Raw genomic sequence first — 23,917 nt, forward strand, 5'->3', positions numbered from 1 at the left:
TGCTCCTTCTTTTATTTTTATTTCTCTCTCCCATTTTCGGAAAGAATGGTACACGTAGACTTTATTTAAGTTTAAAAGGGATGATTTTAGCTCTAGCCTCTTTTGGAACAACAACAATCCCCTTTTCGGTATTATCTATCATTTCTTCTGTCAATACGAAAAACAATCCCATAATAAAGATGAAAATTGCTCCTACCGCAGCACCTAATCCAAGTCCAGTTAAAAGTGAATTGCTCACACTAAACCCGTACAAAAACATCATTGTACCTACAGCTAAGATACTTCCTCCAACATACTTCACAACATTTAATAATTTTGTATAAGTCTTCATTTTTGTTCATCCCCTTTAAAATGAATACGCTTACAACTACCTTTTTTAGAAGTAAAATAAATTAAAACCAAAGGATTTAAAATCCTCCAATAATTGGATGTGTCTATATTCTATCAAAAAAAACACAAAATTGACACAAAATGTTCACAAAAATATCAATCTTTTTTCACATTTTAATCTAGACAATTTTTTAAAAAGAATATTATTAAAAATACATTGACATTTACTGATTTAATGTAGTAAAGTGTAGAGAAAATTATAAATACAATTTAGTTCTTATCAAGAGAGGTTGAGGGTCTGGCCCTATGATACCTCAGCAACCTTCAACAATTGTTGAAAAGGTGCTAAGTCCAGCAAGTTGTTAAACTTGGCAGATAAGAAGAAGATTATGTACATCTAAACTTAAGTCTTCTTCTTGTGAGAAGACTTTTTTGTTGTGGTTTAAGCCAACCAACAATCGATCATGCGAATACAGGGAGTGTTACATTTGGTAAAGATCAATACAAAACTAGCACAAATAGGAAATCGAAGCGAAACCGCTACTGGAACTGTGAATCCACCAATCTACTTATCTACTGCTTATCGTCATGAAGGAATTGGACAATCGAGTGGATATGATTATGTCCGCACAGGAAACCCCACCCGTGAAGTTCTTGAAAAAGCAATTGCTGATTTAGAACAAGGTGACCGAGGATTTGCCTGTAGCTCTGGAATGGCCGCAATTTTAACGGTCCTCTCCCTATTTAAATCTGGTGATGAGTGGATTGTCTCGAAAGATCTTTATGGCGGTACATATCGTATTCTCGAACAAACATTTAAAAAATGGGGCCTACATTCAAAATATGTAGATATGAGCAATTTAGACGAAGTAAAATCAGCAATCAGCCCACAAACGAAAGCGGTTTTCATTGAAACGCCAACAAATCCATTAATGGAAACGGCAGATATTGAGGCGATTGCCAACATCGCAAAAGAAAAAGACATTTTAACCATTGTTGATAACACTTTTTATACCCCTCTTATTCAAAAGCCCCTTACATTAGGAGCAGATATTGTGCTTCATAGTGCAACTAAATACCTCGGTGGTCACAACGATGTATTAGCTGGATTAATCGTGGCCAAGGGTGAAGAACTATGCAATGATTTATTCCTTCATCATAATGGTGCTGGTGCAGTATTAAGCCCATTTGATTCATGGCTGTTGATTCGTGGGATGAAAACTTTATCTTTGCGCACGGAAAGACACGAACGTAATGCCTCCGCTTTAGTGGACTATTTAAACAATCATGATGCTGTTACCGATGTCCTTTATCCGGGTCGCGGTGGGATGTTGTCTTTCCGAATAAAAGATGAAACATGGGTGAACCCATTTTTACAAAACTTGCAATTAATCACGTTTGCCGAAAGTCTCGGCGGTGTTGAAAGTTTTATTACCTACCCTGCTACCCAAACACATGCGGATATCCCAAAAGAAGTTCGCGAAGCAAATGGAGTGGACGATCGACTTCTCCGATTCTCGGTTGGAATAGAAGATGTAGAAGATTTGATGGAAGACTTGAACCATGCATTATTAAAAGCCGCACAGGAGGAAAGATAACATGACAAAACAAGAATATTCTTTCGAAACGCAACTACTCCATAATAAACATAAGTTTGACCCGAATACCGGGGCAGTCAGTGTGCCCGTTCAATATGCATCGACTTTCCATCAACCTTCTGTCGATAAGTTTGGTAAATTTGACTACAGTCGAAGCTTAAACCCCACGCGTGAAGCGCTAGAAGATATTATAGCTGATATGGAAGGTGGTTCTAGAGGACTCGCCTTTTCCTCCGGAATGGCTGCCATTTCAACTGCTTTTCTCTTACTCTCTCAAGGAGACCATGTCGTCGTGACGGAGGATGTTTATGGCGGTACGTTCCGAATGGTTACTCAAGTTTTAACTCGATTTGGGATTGAACACACATTTGTCGATATGACCAACTTGGAAGAAGTCAAAGCTGCAATTCAACCAAATACTAAAGTTCTATATGTTGAAACCCCTTCGAATCCATTGTTAAAAGTAACGGATATTGAAGCTATTTCTACCATTGCAAAAGGAATTGGTGCTTGGACATTTGTGGATAACACCTTTATGACTCCTTATTTACAAAGACCTTTAGATTTAGGAGCAGATATTGTTCTTCACAGTGCAACTAAGTTTTTAGGAGGTCATAGTGATACTTTATCTGGTCTCGCTGTCGTTAAAGATGAGGAACTTGGTAAACAGCTCTATGCATTACAAAATTCATTTGGTGCCGTCCTAGGGGTCCAAGATGCATGGCTTGTGATGAGAGGTATCAAAACCCTTTCGGTGCGGATGAATCAATCTCAGGAAAGTGCAAAGCAAATTGCGACTTACCTTGAAAATCATCCATTGATTACAAATGTTCATTTTCCTGGCTTGGAGAATCACCCACAATATGAGATTCATAGCCGGCAAGCAGATGGGCCTGGAGCTGTGTTATCGTTTGAAATCGAAAACGAAGACTTTTTCAAAGAGTTTGTTAACCATGTGGAATTGCCTGTTTTTGCGGTTAGCCTTGGGGGTGTAGAATCTATTCTCTCTTATCCAGCAAAAATGTCTCATGCTGCAATGCCAGTGAGCGAACGTCAAAAGCGTGGAATTAGCAATACTCTTTTACGTCTCTCAGTCGGTCTAGAGTCACCGGAAGACATTATCAATGACTTTTCTAATGCACTTGAACTCGCATCGCGTCATCTCATTAAGGAATAGGACGAGTCTCCTGCTGAACGTTACAAATGATCTATTAATTAGAAAGAGCGATGGGAATGCTTTTCTTTAAACAAATCTTTTTAATAAGCTACCTTGCTCCCTTGAAATTATTAACTGCCCGTAAATTGTATGGTATGGAGGAAGTGTTCGACTCATCAAGAGTCCTCCCCTTTGATCGCGGTGGACTTCTTTACAGTACTAAAGCTATAACAGCAGCTAAAACTCTTTAATAACTTCACTTCATTTTGAGCCTGAAAAAACTACTAAAATAAAAACGCTTAGAGAGCCTCTCTAAGCGTTTTTCATTGAAAATACTTACATTAAATTACACGATTAACATAATAATGAGGCTTATCAGCTTAAACATGAAAGAACGTGAAAAAATTCCTCACTAACTATTTGGACTGTCCAACTTTGGGCCAAGAACTTGAAATACGCCCCCACCGCTACTGCAAAAAAAGAACAATCGTTAATTGATTAATTAAACTAAACTCGTTAAATGAATATTGAAATTGAATTTACCTTGCAAGTTACCCAAATAGTAAATGCGATTCTTCCAGCGAAAAAAATAATCAACCAACCTTTTTTATTTCAACTGCCCTCAAATTAATATAAGACTTAAATCTCGCTCATTATATATATAAATCGATTTTTCGATATCAAAGAAAAAGCCTCAAAGCTTAACTTATGTGTTAAGCCTTAAGGCTTTAGCTGTTTTTTTGGCTTAGCTGTACTTACTTTTTAGAACAACATTCCAGCGATTGCCGCACTTAATAAAGAAGCCAACATTCCCGCAGCAATTGCTTTCATGCCCATATGCGCAATGTCGCTACGACGTTCCGGCGCCAAGTTTCCTAATCCACCAAGGAGAATCCCTAGAGAAGATAAATTAGCAAAACCACATAGCGCAAAACTTACCACCGCTACTGTCTTTTCAGAAAGCTCTGGAATCTGCGGAGCGAAGTCAGCATATGCAACGAATTCATTTAAAACTAATTTTTGCCCAATAAATCCACCTGCTTTGACGGCTTCTTCCCATGGCACTCCAACCGCAAAGGCTAACGGTGCAAACACATAACCTAGTATCGTTTGAAGCGTAACTCCTTCAAAACCAAACCATCCAGCAATTCCACCTAAAATTCCATTGATTAGAGCAACTAAAGCGATAAACGCCAATAACATAGCCCCAATATTTAATGCAAGTTGCAAACCTACAGCTGCTCCATTTGCAGCAGCATCGATAACATTAGCGTTTTCTTTATCATCTTCCATCTCAATATTACTTGTATCGGTCACTTTTTCAGTTTCAGGCATCATAATTTTCGCCAAAACTAACCCTGCCGGAGCTGCCATAAAACTAGCCGCCAACAGGTATTCTAATGGGACACCTAATAGGGAATAGCCTACTAACACAGAACCCGCAACGGAGGCCAGGCCACCAACCATAACAGCGAATAATTCTGATTGTGTTAAAATTTTGATATAAGGTTTAATAACGAGCGGTGCTTCTGTTTGTCCAACAAAGATATTTGCTGCCGCCGATAGAGACTCTGCTTTGCTTGTACCTAATAATTTGGATAGTCCACCACCGATGATTTTAATGACCCATTGCATGATGCCAAGATAGTACAATACAGAAATTAATGACGAAAAGAAGATAACGATTGGCAATACTTGAAATGCGAAGATATGTCCAATGTTTTCAGCTTGGAACACTCCACCAAAGAGAAATGCCACCCCTTCATTCGCATAATCGATGACATTTTGAACTCCCATCGAAATCTGCTGTAACGCACTTCTACCTAATTCCCACTTTAAGACTATAAATGCAAAAATAAATTGAATCGCCAATCCTCCAAGAACTGTGCGAAGATTAATCGCTTTCCGATTGGATGAAAGTAAAAACGCGATTACGAACACTGTAATAATTCCTAGCAAACCCCATATGTAGTTCAAGTTGCTCACCTCTATAGTATCTTGTTGATTCATAAGAAAAAATATTCCTTTTTTTTACCTCGGGCTTCATGAATTTCCTTGGTTGTCTAATAAAAATCTTGCCGTAAATTGGTCGGTTATCAACGTATTCGTATATTGTCCTAGCAATGCCCCATATATCCCGTTTATTTTATTGGGGCCACCTCCAACAAGGATCGAATGTTCCTTCGTTTTTAAATCCTCTAATTGAATCCCTAATGTACGGGCATTTAAGTCTTCATTGCAAATCATTCCGAATTGATTAAAAAACCGCGAACAAATATCACCAACTGCTTTATTTTTAAGAGTAGCAAGGTCCTCCTTAGTAAAATAACCCATTTTAAACAGTAAGGAATCGTCTTTTACTGATCCCATTGTATAAACCGCAATATTGGCCTGTTTCCCCAAATCTAAAATCGCCCGAATATGCCGATCCTTTTCCAATGTCTCTTTTACAACGACATGATCGACAATTGCTGGGAGAGGTAAGTGATAAGGAGCACAATTAAACGCTTTCCCAAATAAATCTAAAATTTCAGTGGCGTATGTATTTGTTTCAGCATAACTTACTCCACCTTTAAGCTGGACCACTTTAATATCTCGTACAAATTTCTGAGCAAGCCCAATCGCCACATGGTAGAGAGTTGTCCCCCATGTAACGCCAATAATGTCACCGTCTTTCACTATTTCATTTAAGTAATCTGCTGCAGCACCCCCAAGGTAGTTCTTAATTAGGTGATCTTCATATTCAGGGACAGACACAACGATGGCTTTTTTTAACCCAAACTTTTCTTCAAGCTTAAAAGCTAAGCTTTCTACTTCCACCATAGGATCATGAATTTTAATCTGAACAATCCCTTCGCTTTTTGCTTGTTGCAATAAACGAGATACAGTCGGCCGTGAAACACCTAATTTTTTGGCAATGTCGCTCTGGGTATAATCCAGTAAATAATAGAGCTTTGCTGCTTCAATGACCTTGCCTAATTTCTCACCTTTTTCCAATATAATCACCTTAGCCAAAATGGTTTTGGAAACACTTTCTTAGTCTATCGCCTTTTCGCAAAAATGTAAAAGCCTTATTTTACATTTGTAAAACTAAATTAATTTAGAATTTTCTCTAACTTGAAACTCTTTTATAACGATTGGCCTGGGTATCAAAAATTTCAGGTTAATCGATTATTCAACATACGCTGTTTACCGTTCACTGCAGTTTAGAACAACAAGAATTTTTTTGGTTTTTCATAAAAAAACGCCTGCCCTAAAATTCTAGGACAAGCGTTTTTTTATCAGCCTTCTTACTCAGCTGGTACATGAATAATCTTTCCATCTTCAACTGCACCGACAATTAAATCATGCTCAAAGTTGCCATCTTTTTCGTTAAAGGATGGAATACTGTATATTTTTACTTCAGCTGGAAGAGCATCTAGGCCATCTTGAATGTGTTTACGAATCTTCTGTGGATCATCAACAGAACCTGCTGCTTCCATTGCTTTCGCAAATACATGCATCGCGATATAGTTAAGACCTGCTTCAGAACCTGGATCCTCGCCAAATTTTTCATTGTACTTCTTCACATAATCAGGAACAGCTGGCTCATCAGAGTCAACAAGTGGTAATACACCAATTGACCCTTCTAACAATTCATAAGAATCTCCTAATACACGCTTCATTTCATCAAGCTTTGCTTGGTCCATTATCACAAATCCGCCTTCAAATCCAAGCTCACGAGCTTGCTTTACGACCTTCGCTGTTGGTTCAGAAGCTCCTCCAATGAACATTACATCTGGGTTTTCTTTTAACGCATTTGTGATAATTGTAAAGAAATCAGTGTCCTTTGCGAAGTCGATAGAAGAGTTATAAACAACTTCTCCACCCTTCTCCTCCCAGTATGGCTGAAGCGCTTCCGCCCAATCTTTCCCATATTGGGAAGCAGTTGGTAAGAATGCAATCTTCTTCCCAAAACGCTCCATTGTGTATTTTGTAAATGGGGCAAGATAGCCATCATAACGAGGAGGAATCATCACTGTTAATGGATTTTGAGCTTTTGCAATATCCGGTTCACTTGAATAAGCACCGATGATGAAATTATCAACTTGGTTGAACACTTGAAGCGCAAAGATACCACCACTATGTGGAGTAAAGACAATTGGCGTTTTGTTTTCTTGAATTAGACGCTTAGCGTTGGAACCTGCTTCGTTTGGTAAATACTTGTCATCTAGGGCAACAACTTTCACTTCAAATTTCGTACCGTCGATATCAATACCACCAGCTTCATTGATTTCCTCAGCGGCCATTTTTACACCATTTAAAGTGCGTTCGCCATAAAATGCAGCTGGGCCACTAAGAGGTCCAGAATATCCAATATTGACAACATTCTTGCCACCAGATTCACCTGATCCACCACCAGATGTTTGAGATCCCCCACCACTACATGCAGCTAATAGGAACATAAACGCGATTAATATCATTGATAAGAAACGGAACTTTTTCTTTCCCACTTGGTTTTCCCCCTGTTCATCATTCTCATTTTAAAAGATATCTATAATACAAATTAGACGGTTTCCGTTCCTCACCACCCTTCATCTCTCAAGTTAAATTTCATTGATTATGCACCAATATAAGCTTTTCGAACACTATCATTTGAGAACAGTTCTTCGGAGGTTCCTTCGACAACAACATTTCCGTTCTCGAATACATATCCCTTCGTCGCAATTTTTAGTGCAGCATTCGCATTTTGTTCCGCCAATAGAATAGTAGTACCTTCTCGATTGATTTGCTGAATTACCTCAAACATCTGCTCAACAATTAATGGTGCTAATCCAACAGACGGCTCATCGAGCATCATCACTTTTGGTCTTGCCATTAGGGCACGTCCAATCGCTACCATCTGCTGTTGCCCTCCACTAAGCGAACCTGCTGGGTCGTCTTTTTTCTGTTGAAGAATTGGAAACAGCTCAAAGACATGATCCATTGTTTCTTTGATTTGCGCTTTGTTTTTACGATGTACATAAGCACCCATTTTCAAATTTTCATAAACACTCATGGCAGGAAATAACTTTCTACCTTCGGCACATTGAACAATTCCTTCTTTTACAACTTTGTCAGCAGAGAGCTTATCGATTTTCTTTCCTTCAAAAATCACTTCTCCCTGAAAAGGCTTGTTCAATCCGCTAATCGTATTAAACGTTGTACTTTTTCCGGCACCATTTGCCCCAAGTAATACAACAATCTCTCCTTGGTTCACCTCGATATTGATATCGCGGATTGCCACAAAGCTACCATATTTTACGGAAATATTATCGACCTTAAGCAATCGCGCTACCCCCTAAATAAGCCTTAATAACGGCTTCATTATTTTGTATTTCTTCTGGTGTTCCTTCTGCAATCTTTTCCCCGTAACTTAACACCATAATCTTATCGGCTAACTTCATGATCATGGACATTTTGTGTTCAATCAGACAAACGGTAATTCCTCTTTCTACCATTTTCTCCATTAGCTCTGCTAGACCATCTGTTTCATCTGGATTGACACCTGCAGCAGGCTCGTCAAGGAATATAATCTCCGGATCGGTTGCCAATCCTAGTGCAAAGGCAACCCGCTTTTTTTCTTCTTGCGATAAGCTTCCTGCAAGCTTATAAGCTACATCTGTCAAGCCAACAAAGTCTAACACTTCAATCGCCTTATCACGACACTGTTTTTCTTCTTGTTTTAACCGCTTTGTTCTGAAAATCGCATCAAATAAGTTCGATTTTGTCCGTAAACGATGTCCAACAATGACGTTATCAAGTACTGTCGCTTGATCAAAGAGATTCGTTGTCTGGAAGGTTCTAGCTACCCCTAACTCAGCAATTTTATTAGATGGTAGCTTAGTAATATCTTTTCCTTTAAAAATCACCTGTCCTGATGTCGGAGGATGGAAACCACTAACTAGGTTAAAGAAAGTGGATTTACCCGCCCCGTTTGGACCGATTATTGCATTGATTTTCCCTTTTTCAATCGTGAAATCTACATTATTAACGGCTGTATTCCCGCCGAATTTCTTTGTTAAATTTTTTGTTTCTAAGAATACCATTTCATCTTCCTCCTTTACCCATTTTTATTAGAAGCGGCAGACGTTTCCTGAGCTGAGAGCATCTGTTGATTTTCTAGGTTTAGTTGATTCTGTTTCTTTTCTTTACGCTTTGCTCTCCAGTCGATAAATCCACCTGAGATACCTCGTGGGTAGAAGATGACCAATAATGTTAAAATAGGACCGAAAATCATCATTCGATAATCTTGTAAAAATTGTAGTTGCTGTGAAACCCATACAATAAGAATGGTTCCAATCACCGGACCAGATAATGTTCCAATGCCCCCAACAATTAAATAGGTTAATAAGTCAAACGTAATCGTAATGTACCCGATATCCGGACCGATAAAGCGAATGAACGATGCATATAAAGCGCCTGCTAAACCTGCAAAGAATGTAGAGATCACAAACACCATAAGTTTGTTTTTCATCGTATTAATCCCGATTGTTTGCGCAAGATCCTCACTGTTACGAATCGCGATATACGTTCTACCCGTTAAGGAATGCACAATTCGATAAACGACTAGAACAGTAATGAGTAAGAAAAATAAAACTAAATAATAATTTGAAATCGGTGTATTAAATTCAATTGGCCCAATATTCCCTGGAGCTGGAATCCCGATTAGACCTCTGACCCCTCCAGTTAAGCTATCCCATTTATCGATGACAAGATAGATGATATAACCAACACATAGTGTATAAATTGCGAAGAAATGCTCTTTTGTTCTTAATGAAATCAAACCAATTATCATGCCAAGAACACTCGTAATGATTAGCGCTAATACAAATGCTAACCAATAGTTCATTTGAGCCTTAGTGGTTAACAATGCAAGTGAATAGGCGCCTATAGCAAAGAATCCAGCATGTGCAAGGGACAAATACCCTGTGTATCCAGCTAGCAGGTTCAAGCCGTAAACCCCAATGATCCAGATAAATGCAAGTGTCATGATATGAATAAAATAATTATTATTGGTAATGAACGGGAACACGATTGCAAAAACGATGAGTACAGCAATGATATTCCTTTGTTTAAGTAGACCAGCCATTAATGTCCCCCCTTAGCAGCGAATAGCCCATTCGGTTTAATTGTTAAGATAAGTACGAGAATCACAAAAGCAATTACGTCTTTGTAATCATTTGATATATAAGTTGCACCTAGAGCTTCCGTGAACCCTAGAATATAACCCCCAACAATTGCCCCTGGTATACTCCCCATACCACCCAGAATGATGATAACAAAAGCCTTTGTTAGAACTAGGTGTCCCATCCCAGGGAATACTAGATTAATAGGTGCAGACAAGGAAACGGCAATGGCTGCCAGAGCACCTGAAACCAAAAACGTTAACATCGCAACACGATTTGTATTGATCCCCACAAGATTTGCTCCGTCACGATTTTGAGACATCGCAATGATAGTTGCTCCAGTAAAAGTCTTCTTTAAGAAAATATACAAAATAATCATAACCACAACGGTAGCAACGATAATCAATAAACGTTGCATCGTTAAGGTAACTCCTGCAACATTGACAACTTGTCCATATGGAGAAACCATTGTTTGATATTCAGCACCCCAAATAAATTGAACAAGTGCCTCTAAGAAAAGCATGATTCCAATTGCAGCAATTTTATCGTGAATCGCTGGAGCATGGCGGAGTGGATGGAATACTAACCTCTCCATTAAAACTGCTAAGCCCCCGACCACTAAACAAGATACTACGATCGCTATCCAGTAATTTAATCCGGCTTGTGTCATCATTGTTAGCGTAATATATCCCCCAACCATGTATAAAGCTCCATGGGCAAAGTTTGGGATATGCAAGATTCCATAAACAAGTGTTAAGCCTAGTGCAACAAGACTGTATACACTCCCTAGTGTCAAACCATTAAACAGCTGTTGAATTAAAACATCCATTTTTGTCCCCCTGTTCGCAAGAATTTCCTTCAAGAAATTCTTCTATGTGATGAATTACTTATTGCACAGTTTTAGTTTTTTCTTTCTCTTCATCTTGAAGCTGACGCCATAAGATTTTTCCGCTACTTGTCATTGGAAATTCATCCCTAAATTCAACCTCACGCGGATATTTATAAGCAGCCATATGTTCTTTTGCCCACTCAATGATTTCTTCTTCAGTAACCTTACCTTCATACCCCTCATTCAAAATAACAAAAGCTTTTACAGATTCACCTCGTCGAGGATCAGGTACACCAACAACACAAGCTTGTTGGATAGCTGGGTGTTTATAGAGATAAGATTCAACCTCAGTCGGCCAAACTTTGAAACCAGATGCGTTAATCATCCGTTTCACCCGGTCAACAATAAAGAAGTACCCTTCTTCATCATATCGACCAATATCACCTGTCCGGAAAAAGACTTTTCCATCTAACTCCATAAACGAATCCCGGTTCTCATCATCGCGATTATAGTAACCAGTCATTACTTGTGGACCGTTTACAATAATCTCGCCAACTTCACCAACACCTAATTCCTTACATGAGGCAGGATCAATAATTCTTGAATCCACATCGAAAGAAGGAATGCCTAAGCACTGCATCTTTGGACGGTTTGGTGGATTAAAGTGTGTTTGGGCAATCGTTTCCGATAATCCATACCCTTCGATAAAACGTAATCCCGTCAAATCATATAACTTTTGACCAACTGCTTCTGGAAGAGCTGCACCGCCGCCTGAAAGGTAGGATAATGATGCTATATCTTCTTTTTGAAGTTTCGAGTTGGAAACAAAGTCCACAATCATGGTTGCAATTGCACACCAATGTGTACATAGCTCTTTTTTAATGAGTTGGACAGCTGTTTCACGATTCCATCTAGTCATAATGACCATTGATCCACCACTGTAGATTGGCATATGCATGCTATGAATCATGCCCGTTACATGGAACAACGGCAATGTCATAAGATGGACAGAGTTTGGTGTAACACTTGCCCAATGAAAGGCACCAACTGTATTCGCTTGTACTGAACGGTTGGTATGCATACAACCTTTAGGAAGACCAGTCGTTCCAGAAGTATAAGGAAGAACAGCTAAATCGTCTACTCCAGCTGTATGCTCACTTGGTTGAAGATTTGCTTCAATGGCGTTTAACCACAGATGTTGGCCAGGCTCTGTAAATACTTCTCGTTTAGCCTCAACCTCTGGCGGCAAGGTTCCTTCAAACTCACCCTTATAATCGGAATAAGCAGCAAATACGATATTTTCAAGGGTTGTGGTCCCAATTAACGGTTGAACTTTTTCAGTAAGTTCCTGTCCAGCAAGAGCTGTTTTAATCTCCGCGTCTTTAACATAGAAAGTTAATTCATTTGCTGTTAACATCGGGTTAATCGGAACTACAGCTGCATTCGCTCGTAAAATGGCATAAAAGCCGATTACAAACTGTGGAGAATTTTGCATAAACAAAAGTACTTTCTCTCCTGTTTTCACACCCAACTTATGTTGTAGATATCCAGCAAGAGCTGTTACTTGCTCATCTAATTCCTTGTAAGTAAGGGTACTTCCATAGTATTGAATGGCCAAATTATCTGGATATCGTCTAGCACTCACTTGTAAGTTTTCATAAAGGGAAGTTTGTGGCACACTTAAAGACGTAGTAAGGTTTGGCCAATGCTCATGGTGTAAGGTCAACATATTTCACTTCACTCCTTTTTACTTTCCATAGCGGATATGACTAGGAATTTTCTCGTTCATTTAATTGACGAACATCCGCGTTAAACTTTGCTTTTAATTCACTAGCAATTTCACTAACGGCTTTTTTCCCAACTGCAACAAACTCTGTCATACCTAGGAATCCGTGGATCATTCCTGGGTAGCACACATAATGAACTTCTACTCCTGCATCTTTTAATTTGTTAGCAAATTGTTCACCACCATCGCATAAAGGATCAAATTCAGCCGTCATTATGTAAGCTGGTGGTAAATGTTTGGTCGCTTTTTCCGGAATGAGCAATGGCGCCGCAAGTGGACTTTCGGTATCCTCTGGATTAGTTAAATATTGATCCCGAAACCATGCCATTGTTCCCTTTGTTAAGTAATATCCTTCTCCATATTTCTCATAAGACTCTGTGAACTCAAACCCAGTGGACGGATATAACAACATTTGAAAAGCTATTTCAAATTCTTTCCGTTCCTGTGCTAAGTAACAGACCGCTGCAGCAAGATTCCCACCTGCACTATCTCCTCCCACAGCGATGCGTTTTTTGTCAATTCCTAATTCTTCACTGTGATCGGAAACCCACTTTGCCGCTATGTACGCATCTTCAACTGGAACAGGAAATTTACTTTCTGGGGCAAGTCCATAATCAACGGAAATGACGATACAACCAGATTCATAAGCCACTGTATGACAAAGCGCATCATGGGTTTCAATGTTCCCAATAACCCAACCACCTCCGTGATAATAGACAAGTACCCCAGACTCTTTGACTCCTTCAGGTGTATAGATGCGAATCGCTATTTCCTTTTCATACCCTTGAATCTTCTTATCCTCTGTTTTTACCTTGTGCTCGGTCTTGCTCATTACCCTAGCGGAAGTTTCAAAAGCTTTTCTTGCTTCCTCCACTCCTAATTGTTCCATTGGTGGAAGAGCTCTCGACTCCAACATTTTAAGTAAGGATTGAACTTGTGGATGCAAACCCAATTGTCCCCCCTCCTTTTATCATAATTTTTATTAAATCAACCCTATTAAGAATTTTCAGACATAATAGAGTAGAATAATCATAGTATATAGAGAGATAAGGATCGTTTAGGATTATTTTTTGATTCCGTCTAAAATAAGTGAGGCAAATAGTTGGGCTAGCTGTTCTTCACTCACTTCACCTTCTGGATTGTACCAATAATATGTCCAATTCGTTATCCCAAGAATACCGAATGTTAGCATATCTGGGGGGATGGAATTTTTAAATTCCCCTGTTTCAATTCCTTTTTCAATTAAAGCCTGGTATTTTTTCCTAAATAAATTCCGCTTTGCTTTAATTTCCTCCACGTTTTGCCCACTTAAGTGTCTCGTTTCTCGCGTGAAAATCCTCGCACTCTCACGGTTTGTACGAATATTATTAATAACCATATAAATAAGTGCAAATAACTTTTCCGTACAATCAGACTCTGAATTCATTAATATAATCTCTTGCTGTTCGATTAAATCATCAATATATGACAAATGAATATCCTTCAGTAACTCCTCTTTACTTTTAAAATAATAATAAAAAGTTCCCTTCGTTACATTGAGTTCCTCGACGATGTCCTTAATCGAAGTATCCGTAAATCCCTTTTTATCAAATAATTGAATACTTGTATTTACAATTCTCTCCTTCATGGTAGCGCACTCCGTTCATCTATGAAAAATAGCTTACTGGATTCAGAGAATGGAGCCAACATACGGCTTCCATCCTCTGACAATCACACTACTCTTCATTCTCGATGATAGTTGCAATCCCTTGACCTCCGCCAATGCAGGCCGTAATGAGAGCGTAACGACCACCTGAGCGTTTTAGTTCATAAATGGCTTTGGTAGTTAAGATCGCTCCTGTTGCACCAAGTGGGTGACCATGAGCAATCGCACCACCATTCACATTAACCTTTTCCATATTCATGTTTAACTCACGGTTACAAGCTAGTACCTGTGCAGCAAACGCTTCGTTAATTTCAATTAGGTCCATATCATCTATAGATAATCCTGATTTCTCAAGCACTTTCTTCGTAGCTGGAACAGGACCTATTCCCATTATGTTTGGATCGACACCAGATACTGCGTACTCCCTGACTGTAGCTAGAGGTTTAATTCCCAATTCTTCGGCTTTTTCGCGGGACATTACCACTACAGCAGAGGCTGCATCATTTAAACCTGATGAGCTTCCAGCAGTAACCGTACCATTTTCTTTAAAAACAGCAGGTAATTTGGCCAGAGCTTCGATGGTCGTCTGTGGTCTTGGATGTTCATCTACTTTAAAGGTAATCGGCTCACCTTTTCGTACAGGGATTGTAATCGGTACAATTTGTTCATCAAATCGTCCTTCGGCCATTGCCCGAGCCATTCGCTGTTGGCTCATCAAAGCAAATTCATCTTGTTCTTCCCTTGTCACATTGTACTTTTCTGCAAGGTTTTCAGCTGTAATCCCCATAGGTGGATCCCCAATTTCTTCAGGAGACAACTGCGATTTCCTAAACCTTGGTGGTTCTGCGTGATATGGCTTTTCCGGACGGTCCATTAAGTATGGCGCGCGACTCATACTTTCCGTACCACCAGCGACATAAATATCCCCATCGCCCGCTTTAATTGCCTGTGCGGCAAGGTTGATTGCATTGATTCCAGAACCACATTGGCGGTCTATGGTTAATCCAGGTATATTGATCGACAACCCTGTCTGTAAGGCTGTTAATCTGGCAATATTGCCACCAGCACTTAGGACATTTCCAAAAATGACATCATCAATCTGTTCTGGGTCAACATTTGCTCGCTTAATCGCTTCCTTGATGACCTCAGCTCCATAGACATGTGCAGGAACAGAAGCAAGAGCGCTACCTTGTCTTCCAATGGCAGTACGTACCGCGGAGACAATCACCGCATCCCTTTTCATTTACCACATTCCCCCTTAGTTTTGGGTCCAAAGCTACTTCGCGTTGGTACCTCCATCAACCACAATCGTTTCTCCAGTAATAAAATCAGAAGCTTTAGAAGCTAATAATAATGCCACACCTTTTAAATCGTTTTCCGTACCGAATTTTCTTAGCGGAGTCCCTGTCAAGAAGACATCATTAGCTTTTTCCAATAGACCTTTTGACATTTTCGTAGGGAACCATCCGGGCGCAATCGCATTTACATAAATACCTTTAGGGCCCCATTTTACTGCCAAATCTTTTGTAAAAGTAATAACGGCTCCTTTACTAGCGTTATAGCCGATAGCATTCATTAACTCTGGATCCGATCCTTTTAAACCGGCCACAGAAGCGATGTTAATGATCTTACCATATTGCTGTTCAATCATGACTTTTCCAACCGCTTGAGACATTAAGAAGGTTCCAGTAACATTCACATTCATGACCTTATTCCATGCATCTAACGGCATATCTTCAACTGGTGCGCCCCATGATGCACCACTATTATTTACTAGAATGTCGATGCGACCAAATTGCTCAAGTGCAGCCTTAACGATTTTATTCACATCATCTGGATTAGCAACATCGCATTTGATAGCCAATGCCTCAACACCATATTCATTCTTTAATCTGTTAGCTACTTCTATACACGCTTCTTCTTTGCGGGAACAAAGCACAAGGTTCGCTCCTGCCTCAGCATAAACTTCAGCAATTTGCTCCCCAAGACCTCTACCTCCACCTGTGATGATAGCTGTCTTCCCTGATAAATCAAAAAGTTCCTGTATTCGCACGTTTTGGGTTCCTCTCCTTAACTTAACGGTATTTTTTCAGCTCGTGTCTCGCAATTGCACGGCGGTGAACTTCGTCAGGTCCATCTGCAAGGCGCAATGTCCGGATATTTGCCCAACTAGCTGCTAGTGGTGTATCTTCGCTTACTCCCGCTGCTCCGAACGCTTGAATTGCGCGATCGATAACTTTCAAAGCCATGTTTGGTGCAACGACTTTAATCATCGCAATTTCAGATTTCGCTTCTTTATTACCAACCTTATCCATCATATCGGCCGCTTTTAGTGTTAAAAGTCTTGCTTGCTCGATTTCAATTCTGGAATCCGCAATCCACTCTTGAATCACACCTTGGTCGGCAAGCTTTTTCCCGAATGCTTCACGTTCTTGCACGCGCTTACACAGCAATTCAAGTGCCCGCTCAGCTGCACCAATGGTTCTCATACAATGGTGAATTCTTCCTGGTCCTAATCTTCCTTGCGCGATTGCAAATCCTTTTCCTTCTGCCCATAGCATATTGGAAGCTGGAACCCGCACGTTTTTATATTCAATCTCTGCATGGCCATGTGGAGCATGATCATAACCAAAAACAGGTAAAACTCGTTTAATCGTTACTCCAGGAGTGTCTAATGGCACTAGAATCATAGATTGCTGTTCATGTCTCGGAGCATTTGGATCATTTTTCCCCATCACAATCGCAATCTTGCATCGAGGGTCTCCCGCACCTGAGGACCACCATTTTGTACCATTGATGACATATTCGTCACCATCACGAATGATACTAGCTTCAATATTTGTTGCGTCAGAGGAGGCAACATCTGGTTCTGTCATTGAAAAACATGAACGAATTTCACCAGCTAACAATGGCTTTAGCCATTGTTCTTTATGTTCCTCTTTCCCATAACGGACAAGCACTTCCATATTCCCTGTGTCTGGTGCTGCGCAGTTAAAGACTTCAGGAGCAATGCTTGAACGACCCATGATTTCACACAATGGAGCATACTCTAGATTGGTCAGACCAGCACCGTGATCGCTTTCAGGCAAGAACAAATTCCATAGTCCTGCATCTTTTGCTTTTTGTTTAAGTTCTTCCATAATTGGAGGAACTTTTCCAAAACGGTCTTGAGGATCGATTTGCTCATAATAAACTTTTTCATTAGGATAAACATACTCTTCCATAAACTGAGTTAGTTTCTTTTGGAGCTCTTGGACCTTTTCAGTATAAGTAAAGTTCACTCAAACCACTCCTTTTTTCTCATATACTAACTAGTCGGTATGTAGCTACCAACAATATTAAACAAAAAATTTGCAATATTCAACAGCGAAATTTGTCGTCTACAACATTATTTTTCGAGTTTTTCACTCACCAGTCTTCTGTTATTTCCCGATTTGGAACGAAATTTATTCTTCTATAATAATAGATTCGTTCTAATCATTACTTACTACCTTTTAATCTTGTAAACCCCTGAGCCTTTTGCAATTAACGTTCCATGTTCATCAACAATTTCGGAGTCCACCGCTGCAATTTTATATCCTTGTTGTATAATTTTAGCGCGAGCGATAATCTCACCAGTGCTCGTTCCCGCTAGATAATGTACATTTAAGTTTTGAACGGAAACACTCGTTTGATAAACATTCCGTAACACAACCGTATGTATCGTATCTAGCATCGATGCATGTACTCCGCCATGAAGATTTTGTTGGATGTTTAAGTGATTTGAATCGATAAAGAGTTTTACAGCTATAACATTTTCTCTTTCCTCGACAACTGGCTCAAATCCTAGATGCTTGATAAACGGGTTCTTTTCTAACCAGGATATTTGAGGTTTTTCGACAGCGGTCACCATAAATCACCTCCTTTCGTAGATACCATCAGTTTGGACTAAGATTTTACTGGGTTTAACTTGAAAGAACCAGTTGCTTTCGCAATTAAATTCTTATCCTGATCATAGACCACTCCATCTGCGGTTACATATTTCCCATCGCGATGTAAAATTGTTGTATCCGCGGTGTACTTTGTTTGCGGCTCGAGATCAAAATAGCTTAAGTTTAAATGAATGGTTGTTGCAAATGAGTTGGTTTGCCTGGAGATTGTAGCCCCCATCATAATGTCTAGCATGGTCGCAAACACACCAGGATGGACTGTTCCATCGTCTTGAAGTAAAAACGGGTTGATAGGCAGCTCCAGCTCGTATGTTGAATCTTCTCTTTCCTCCCCCATAAAACCTAGATAATCATAAAAAGAGGATATCGTATGATTCGTTTCCATTTATACCCTCCCTTCCTACTTTACGTGGACTAGTGTTAAATTATTATCTTCAAGTTTCAACAAGCCATAAATTGTTTCTAAAACCGGGGTATCTACGTCGACCTCTTTGCCTTTTTTGACAACATAACCACAAATGCTCTCAAGCTCCATTTGTTTTCCATTGCGTTTATCCTGTAGCATTGAGGTTTCATGATTTCGGCTCACGTGGCTCTTCTCCATGATATCTACCCAAATGTCTTCCTCAACGGGTATTCCTGCTTTTCTTGCAACCTTAGTCGCTTCCTGGCAGATCCTGATGGCTATTGTTTTCAAGTCATCGTTATCAAGAATGACTCCAACTTTTGACTCAATCAGTGCAGATAGGGGATTAAAAGTCACATTCCATAAAAGCTTTCTCCATTTCACTTTCAAGATATTACTCGATAGATAGGTCTCTATCCCTGCATTTTGTAACATTATGGTTAATTGTTGAGCAACCTCTTTCTGTGATTCATCAAGAGCACCGATTACAAGTCTTGGAGAGTTCCCAATCTGTTTAACGAGTCCTGGCTCAGTCATTTGTGCTTGTATATAAGATGCAGCTGAAAAGACTCGAACAGAGCCAAAAAGACTAGCTAATGTTTCCTCATTATCTACACCATTTTGCAAAGTTAGAATCAGAGTATCTTTTTTTATAATTGGAACTAATGCTTCCGCTACTATCTTAGTGGCTGTGGATTTTACACAGAAAAGAATGAGGTCCACATCTGATAAACTCTCATAACTTTCAGTAAAAGCACCTGAAACTGTAAACTCACCTTCTGTGCCTTGAACTGTAAGACCCTTTTCCTTCATCTTTACTAGTTTATCTCCTCTAGCAATAAAGACAACTTCATGACCTGTATTTCCTAAGCATGCCCCGAAATATCCTCCGACTGCACCAGTACCAACTACACCAATTTTCATTTAAGAACCTTCCTTTATTTTAGCAATATCATTTTTACGGAAAAGGCGAAGTTGCGCCTTGCGCCCTCCGCCTTGTTCGTTAGTTAACCTAGTAAATCTGGCTGTTCTTTGACGATTCTGTTCCATAAAGGTTGAAATTGAAACCAGCCTGCGTTTGTGGTTCCCACCTGATTATAAGTGGTTTGTGCTGTAGCTGGGTCAATGATAATAGGTGTGCCTGCAGATTCAGCCATCAATTGCGCCTGGCAGGATCTTTCCATCGTAATGAACCACCATGCAGCTTCGTCAACGGACTTCCCTACTGTGAGCAGACCATGATTACGAAGAATACATGCCTTCTTGTCCCCTAAAGCGATCCCAATGCGACGGCCTTCTTCAAGGTCATGGACTACACCTGTATAATCGTCGAAGACGGAATGGTCTTGATAAAACGCACAGGCGTCTTGTGTGATTGGATCAAGCAAACGACCTAGAGAGGACCAGGTTTTCCCATAAACAGAATGAGCGTGAGCGGCCGCAATCACATCTGGACGAGCAGCATGTACCTGCGAATGAATCGCAAATGCTGCTCGATTGACCGGAAGACTCCCTTCTACTACTTCGCCATCATGGTTACATAGAATGAGGTCAGATGCTTTTATTAAGCTAAAATGGACACCAAATGGATTCACCCAAAAATGATCCTTGTGTTCCGGGTCTCTCGCTGTAATATGTCCCGCTACCCCTTCATCGAAGCCAAACTTTGAAAACAGTCGGAACGCAGCAGCCAATTTTTCCTTTAAATGCTGTCGTTCCTCTTCAATTGATTGAAATACAGGTGGTTTAAAACTCACTTTCGTATCTGTAGTCATAAAATCCCCCAATTCCTTGTATCCCACTCAGGAAAGGACAATATAGATTAATAGAGTCGATAAACCACATTTCCTTTCAAGACTGGTTTATTTTCTTGATTTACGGCGAGTACATCAAACTTTAAGAGACTTTCATCTCGTTCTTTTAGCTCGGCCTTTAACGTAATGACGTCATTTAAGAAAACCATGCCCCGGAAGCGGATTGAATAATCTTGGATAAATCCTTCTTCATAATAATTGGTAAAAAGCTTTGCCAAATTGCCCATCGTCCACATTCCATGGGCGATAATTCCTGGTAATCCTGCTTTTTTAGCTTCCTCATCAATCGTATGAATCGGATTAAAATCACCGGAAGCACCAGCATATTTGATCAAATCAATTCGAGACACTGGATTCAGTTGAATATCATTCAACGCATCACCAACATATAACTCTGCAATCTTCGTCATACTTGCTGCACCTTCCTATAAGCCTCAGTAAGAATAACAATAGATTTAGAAGTAAAAATCGTATTGCCATCCTTATCTTCGCCATTATTTTCTAACACGATGAACCCCATATTCCCCATCGCTCCAGACTTTTCATAATAGTCGGATACCTGTGCATAACAGTAAACATCTTCCCCAACCAAAAGAGGTCTTTCATAATGGTATATTTGCTCGCCATGGATTAGTCCCTTATTCGGCAAATTCAGACCTTCAATTATTCCATAATCAAACACACGTGCGAAAGTAGGTGGAGCAATGTTTTGACCATAACGAGAATTCTTTCCAACCTCTTCATCCAAATAGATTGGATTCACATCACCAATCGCTTCAGCAAACTTTTTTACAGCACCACGTTCAACCGTGTTTTTCACTTTTTTTGAGGCTTTGCCAATCATCTCTTTCATGTTTCTACCACCTCACAACTTTATTTTAGTTTTTAGGGCCACCTGCAACATAAATTACCTGACCACTAACAAAACCTGATTTTTCATCTGCGAAGAACGCTACTGCGTTCGCAATATCTTCTGGCTTACCGCTACGAGCCACAGGAATATTTGCAACACTTGCTTTTATTAATTCTTCAAATGGAATACCAATTCTATCTGCAGTTGCTTTTGTCATATCGGTTTCAATAAAGCCGGGTGCAATTGAGTTCGCGGTAATTCCAAACTTTCCGAGTTCAATAGCCAACGTTTTTGTAAACCCTTGTAGTCCAGCTTTTGCCGTTGAATAGTTTGCCTGCCCTCGGTTCCCTAGTGCAGAAGTTGAGGAAATATTAATAATCCGGCCATATTTATTCTCAACCATATATTGTTGAACGGCTTTTGTTGCAAGGAAAGATCCTTTTAGATGCACGTTCATAACTGTATCCCAGTCATTTTCTGTCATTTTGAATAACATGTTGTCCCGAATAACCCCTGCATTATTAACAAGAATATCTACTTTACCGAAGGCATCAACTATTTCCTTTACAGCGGTTTCTACTTGGTCAGCATCGGTTACACTCGCAACCTTTGAATATACTTCGACCCCTTTTTCTTTAAGTTCTGCTGTTGTCTGTGCTAGAGCCGATTCATCCAAGTCGATGAAAGCAACCTTTGCCCCTTCCGAAGCAAATAATTCTACGATTCCTTTCCCAATCCCCCTACTACCTCCGGTTACGAACGCCACTTTGCCTTCAAATCTTCCTGCCATTTTTACTCCTCCTTCTATCTAGTAAACTCACAACTATTAGATAGCGCTTACAAAGCATATTATATGAATTGTCCCAACTTTACATGACCTTTAAGTAAGTTACGTGAAATAACTAGCTTTTGAATTTCATCGGTGCCATCGTAAATTCTCCATAGTCTCGCTTCACGATACCAACGCTCAAGAGGCAATTCTCTTGTATAACCCATTCCACCATGAATTTGAACTGCACGGTCAATCACACGATTTCCCATATTAGCTCCATAAAGCTTGGCCATCGATGCAAGGTGGCGGTTATCTTCTCCTCTATCCAATGTATACGCAGCATTTAAAACAAGCCAGCGCGCCGCTTCAATTTCAACAGCTGAATCAGCAACCATCCATTGAATTGCTTGACGATCGGCAATCGGCTTGCCAAATGTTTCACGTTCTTTTGCATAATCAATTGACATTTGCATAACACGCTCTGCCATTCCTACTGCACGAGCTCCAACAACCCAGCGAGCAAAACCAATCCACTCAAGACCAAGATTGTAACCTTTATTCAATTCTCCTAGAATATTTTCTTCCGGCACACGGACATTATCGAATACCAATCCAGCTGGACCCCATTCTCCCATTGTATGTATATATTCGGATTTCCAGCCCATATCACGGTCAACGATAAAGCAAGTTACCCCTTCGCGACCTTTTGTTGCCTTATGCATTTCTTTATCTGTAATCGCGATAGCCATTACGAAATCGGCTTCATTTCCCCCTGTAATAAACGTTTTTTCTCCGTTTAATACGTACTCATTTCCATCCTTTACAGCGGTCATTTTTATATTTTGTGTATCAGATCCAGCACCAGGCTCTGTCATAGCAAAGCAGGACTTCTTCTCTCCATTAATGGTTGGGATCAAATACTTTTTCTTTTGCTCTTCATTTGCATAATAGAGGATATTATCAGCAGAACCACCGAAACTAAACGGTACGAATGTTTTCGATACTTCCATATAAACAAGTGCTAACATCATTTGCCCTAGGTTCGCACCACCATATTCTTCAGGTGTGTTAATCCCCCAGAAACCCGCTTCTTTAGCTTTCTGACGCAGCTCTTCTAATTTTCCAGCTGGTAGACTTGGTAGGTTTTCTCTTTCCCTTCTTAAAACCTCATTTTCTAATGGCATTAATTCTTTCTCTACAAACTTACGAATCGTTTGTTGGACCATTTTTTGTTCATCTGTAAGACGTAATTCCATTGCTTTCATCCCCATTCTTAATTAATTGCTACATTTTGTTACTCATTCATATGCATGTTCATCTATTTTCATACCAACCAGTTGGTATGTATAACTATATTCTATTTTGAACTTTCTGAAAAAACAAGTCTTAATTTGTAAATATTTGATTTATTACCTGTTTTTTTCAGATACACTGTTAAGTACCCTTTACTCTGCAACAAAAAAACTCGCCGATTGGCGAGCCTAAATGCAAGAATAAGTATAATTTCATTTACCTTTTTATTTGATAATAAAGTAGGGAAACCACTATCATGGCTTCCCCCTTATCAAACCGTACGTGCCCTATTAAGGCATACGGCTTACCCATATGTTACAAGTGTTATCAAGAGGATGCGTTCCAGGCATTTTGCATC

24 protein-coding genes and 1 riboswitch are annotated in these 23,917 nt (G+C 39.7%); of the genes, 2 read left to right on the forward strand and 22 right to left on the reverse strand.

All coding sequences use genetic code 11. The annotated features are described in order from the left end of the window. Positions 1-61 precede the first annotated feature (61 nt). The gene (locus M3182_RS13630) at positions 62-331 is read right to left on the reverse strand and encodes a hypothetical protein (RefSeq protein WP_251426987.1); all 270 of its coding nucleotides are present in this window, start codon (positions 329-331) and stop codon (positions 62-64) included. 273 nt (positions 332-604) lie between these two features. Next, a riboswitch (SAM riboswitch) is annotated at positions 605-712 on the forward strand. 106 nt (positions 713-818) lie between these two features. On the opposite strand from M3182_RS13630, the gene M3182_RS13635 reads away from it, so the two are divergent. Together M3182_RS13635 and metC are read left to right on the forward strand one after the other, a co-directional pair. Next, the gene (locus M3182_RS13635) at positions 819-1,928 is read left to right on the forward strand and encodes a methionine biosynthesis PLP-dependent protein (RefSeq protein ID WP_251558475.1); all 1,110 of its coding nucleotides are present in this window, start codon (positions 819-821) and stop codon (positions 1,926-1,928) included. 1 nt (position 1,929) lies between these two features. Continuing rightward, positions 1,930-3,105, forward strand: coding sequence for a cystathionine beta-lyase (gene metC, locus M3182_RS13640; RefSeq protein WP_251558476.1), 1,176 nt, complete (start codon positions 1,930-1,932; stop codon positions 3,103-3,105). 741 nt (positions 3,106-3,846) lie between these two features. Here metC and M3182_RS13645 read toward each other — a convergent pair. The 21 genes from M3182_RS13645 to M3182_RS13745 form a co-directional block, all read right to left on the reverse strand. Beyond that, positions 3,847-5,061 (reverse strand): NupC/NupG family nucleoside CNT transporter, encoded by a 1,215-nt coding sequence (locus M3182_RS13645; RefSeq protein ID WP_251426977.1) that lies wholly within the window; start codon positions 5,059-5,061, stop codon positions 3,847-3,849. Between the two features lie 66 nt (positions 5,062-5,127). After that, positions 5,128-6,084, reverse strand: coding sequence for a DNA-binding transcriptional repressor DeoR (deoR, locus tag M3182_RS13650; protein WP_251427655.1), 957 nt, complete (start codon positions 6,082-6,084; stop codon positions 5,128-5,130). Between the two features lie 290 nt (positions 6,085-6,374). Continuing rightward, a complete protein-coding gene (locus M3182_RS13655; RefSeq protein WP_251426973.1) occupies positions 6,375-7,577 on the reverse strand; it encodes an ABC transporter substrate-binding protein in 1,203 nt (400 codons plus the stop codon). 107 nt (positions 7,578-7,684) lie between these two features. Further along, positions 7,685-8,392: an ABC transporter ATP-binding protein gene (locus M3182_RS13660; protein ID WP_251426970.1), complete on the reverse strand. Its 708-nt coding sequence runs from the start codon at positions 8,390-8,392 to the stop codon at positions 7,685-7,687. Then, positions 8,385-9,152, reverse strand: a complete 768-nt coding sequence (locus M3182_RS13665; RefSeq protein ID WP_251426965.1) for an ABC transporter ATP-binding protein — start codon at positions 9,150-9,152, stop codon at positions 8,385-8,387. Before M3182_RS13665 ends, M3182_RS13660 begins: the two co-directional genes overlap by 8 nt. 14 nt (positions 9,153-9,166) lie before the next feature. Next, positions 9,167-10,195: a branched-chain amino acid ABC transporter permease gene (locus M3182_RS13670; protein WP_251426962.1), complete on the reverse strand. Its 1,029-nt coding sequence runs from the start codon at positions 10,193-10,195 to the stop codon at positions 9,167-9,169. Then, positions 10,195-11,061, reverse strand: coding sequence for a branched-chain amino acid ABC transporter permease (locus M3182_RS13675; RefSeq protein ID WP_251426959.1), 867 nt, complete (start codon positions 11,059-11,061; stop codon positions 10,195-10,197). Before M3182_RS13675 ends, M3182_RS13670 begins: the two co-directional genes overlap by 1 nt. A 58-nt stretch (positions 11,062-11,119) precedes the next feature. After that, positions 11,120-12,790: a long-chain fatty acid--CoA ligase gene (locus M3182_RS13680; protein ID WP_251426956.1), complete on the reverse strand. Its 1,671-nt coding sequence runs from the start codon at positions 12,788-12,790 to the stop codon at positions 11,120-11,122. A 40-nt stretch (positions 12,791-12,830) separates the two neighbouring features. After that, complete coding sequence (locus tag M3182_RS13685; protein WP_251558478.1) at positions 12,831-13,799, reverse strand: alpha/beta hydrolase; 969 nt, start codon at positions 13,797-13,799, stop codon at positions 12,831-12,833. Between the two features lie 111 nt (positions 13,800-13,910). Continuing rightward, on the reverse strand, positions 13,911-14,474 hold the full coding sequence (locus tag M3182_RS13690; protein WP_251426948.1) for a TetR/AcrR family transcriptional regulator: 564 nt from the start codon (positions 14,472-14,474) through the stop codon (positions 13,911-13,913). An 88-nt stretch (positions 14,475-14,562) separates the two neighbouring features. After that, positions 14,563-15,735 carry a thiolase family protein gene (locus M3182_RS13695; RefSeq protein WP_251426944.1) on the reverse strand — a complete coding sequence of 391 codons (1,173 nt, stop codon included), beginning with the start codon at positions 15,733-15,735 and terminating at the stop codon, positions 14,563-14,565. A gap of 33 nt (positions 15,736-15,768) precedes the next feature. Continuing rightward, a complete protein-coding gene (locus tag M3182_RS13700; RefSeq protein WP_251426940.1) occupies positions 15,769-16,545 on the reverse strand; it encodes an SDR family oxidoreductase in 777 nt (258 codons plus the stop codon). A gap of 22 nt (positions 16,546-16,567) precedes the next feature. After that, a complete protein-coding gene (locus tag M3182_RS13705; RefSeq protein ID WP_251426937.1) occupies positions 16,568-17,773 on the reverse strand; it encodes an acyl-CoA dehydrogenase in 1,206 nt (401 codons plus the stop codon). Positions 17,774-17,979: 206 nt separating this feature from the next. Then, complete coding sequence (locus tag M3182_RS13710; protein ID WP_251558480.1) at positions 17,980-18,384, reverse strand: PaaI family thioesterase; 405 nt, start codon at positions 18,382-18,384, stop codon at positions 17,980-17,982. A 35-nt stretch (positions 18,385-18,419) separates the two neighbouring features. Then, the gene (locus tag M3182_RS13715) at positions 18,420-18,806 is read right to left on the reverse strand and encodes a PaaI family thioesterase (protein ID WP_251426931.1); all 387 of its coding nucleotides are present in this window, start codon (positions 18,804-18,806) and stop codon (positions 18,420-18,422) included. Between the two features lie 15 nt (positions 18,807-18,821). Then, complete coding sequence (locus tag M3182_RS13720; RefSeq protein WP_251558482.1) at positions 18,822-19,751, reverse strand: ketopantoate reductase family protein; 930 nt, start codon at positions 19,749-19,751, stop codon at positions 18,822-18,824. Between the two features lie 83 nt (positions 19,752-19,834). After that, positions 19,835-20,602: a class II aldolase/adducin family protein gene (locus tag M3182_RS13725; protein WP_251426925.1), complete on the reverse strand. Its 768-nt coding sequence runs from the start codon at positions 20,600-20,602 to the stop codon at positions 19,835-19,837. Between the two features lie 47 nt (positions 20,603-20,649). Continuing rightward, on the reverse strand, positions 20,650-21,051 hold the full coding sequence (locus tag M3182_RS13730) for a MaoC/PaaZ C-terminal domain-containing protein (RefSeq protein WP_251426922.1): 402 nt from the start codon (positions 21,049-21,051) through the stop codon (positions 20,650-20,652). Beyond that, positions 21,048-21,494 carry a MaoC family dehydratase N-terminal domain-containing protein gene (locus M3182_RS13735; RefSeq protein WP_251426918.1) on the reverse strand — a complete coding sequence of 149 codons (447 nt, stop codon included), beginning with the start codon at positions 21,492-21,494 and terminating at the stop codon, positions 21,048-21,050. Before M3182_RS13735 ends, M3182_RS13730 begins: the two co-directional genes overlap by 4 nt. A gap of 25 nt (positions 21,495-21,519) precedes the next feature. After that, entirely contained in the window at positions 21,520-22,284 is a 765-nt protein-coding gene (gene fabG, locus M3182_RS13740) for a 3-oxoacyl-ACP reductase FabG (RefSeq protein WP_251426914.1), read from the reverse strand. Between the two features lie 59 nt (positions 22,285-22,343). After that, on the reverse strand, positions 22,344-23,522 hold the full coding sequence (locus tag M3182_RS13745; RefSeq protein WP_251426911.1) for an acyl-CoA dehydrogenase family protein: 1,179 nt from the start codon (positions 23,520-23,522) through the stop codon (positions 22,344-22,346). Between the last annotated feature and the right edge of the window lie 395 nt (positions 23,523-23,917).

Origin of the sequence: Mesobacillus maritimus, assembly GCF_023715205.1 — a bacterium.
Taxonomy (GTDB): Bacteria; Bacillota; Bacilli; order Bacillales; family Cytobacillaceae; genus Mesobacillus_B; species Mesobacillus_B maritimus_C.

Coding starts and splice junctions, on each gene's coding strand:
- M3182_RS13725 (WP_251426925.1), bottom strand. CDS start 20,602: ATGACTACAGATACGAAAGTGAGTTTTAAACCACCTGTATTTCAATCA.
- M3182_RS13730 (WP_251426922.1), bottom strand. CDS start 21,051: ATGACGAAGATTGCAGAGTTATATGTTGGTGATGCGTTGAATGATATT.
- M3182_RS13665 (WP_251426965.1), bottom strand. CDS start 9,152: ATGGTATTCTTAGAAACAAAAAATTTAACAAAGAAATTCGGCGGGAAT.
- M3182_RS13630 (WP_251426987.1), bottom strand. CDS start 331: ATGAAGACTTATACAAAATTATTAAATGTTGTGAAGTATGTTGGAGGA.
- M3182_RS13715 (WP_251426931.1), bottom strand. CDS start 18,806: ATGGAAACGAATCATACGATATCCTCTTTTTATGATTATCTAGGTTTT.
- metC (WP_251558476.1), top strand. CDS start 1,930: ATGACAAAACAAGAATATTCTTTCGAAACGCAACTACTCCATAATAAA.
- fabG (WP_251426914.1), bottom strand. CDS start 22,284: ATGGCAGGAAGATTTGAAGGCAAAGTGGCGTTCGTAACCGGAGGTAGT.
- M3182_RS13735 (WP_251426918.1), bottom strand. CDS start 21,494: ATGAAAGAGATGATTGGCAAAGCCTCAAAAAAAGTGAAAAACACGGTT.
- M3182_RS13695 (WP_251426944.1), bottom strand. CDS start 15,735: ATGAAAAGGGATGCGGTGATTGTCTCCGCGGTACGTACTGCCATTGGA.
- M3182_RS13745 (WP_251426911.1), bottom strand. CDS start 23,522: ATGGAATTACGTCTTACAGATGAACAAAAAATGGTCCAACAAACGATT.
- M3182_RS13675 (WP_251426959.1), bottom strand. CDS start 11,061: ATGGATGTTTTAATTCAACAGCTGTTTAATGGTTTGACACTAGGGAGT.
- M3182_RS13670 (WP_251426962.1), bottom strand. CDS start 10,195: ATGGCTGGTCTACTTAAACAAAGGAATATCATTGCTGTACTCATCGTT.
- M3182_RS13720 (WP_251558482.1), bottom strand. CDS start 19,751: ATGAAAATTGGTGTAGTTGGTACTGGTGCAGTCGGAGGATATTTCGGG.
- M3182_RS13710 (WP_251558480.1), bottom strand. CDS start 18,384: ATGGTGACCGCTGTCGAAAAACCTCAAATATCCTGGTTAGAAAAGAAC.
- M3182_RS13690 (WP_251426948.1), bottom strand. CDS start 14,474: ATGAAGGAGAGAATTGTAAATACAAGTATTCAATTATTTGATAAAAAG.
- M3182_RS13680 (WP_251426956.1), bottom strand. CDS start 12,790: ATGTTGACCTTACACCATGAGCATTGGCCAAACCTTACTACGTCTTTA.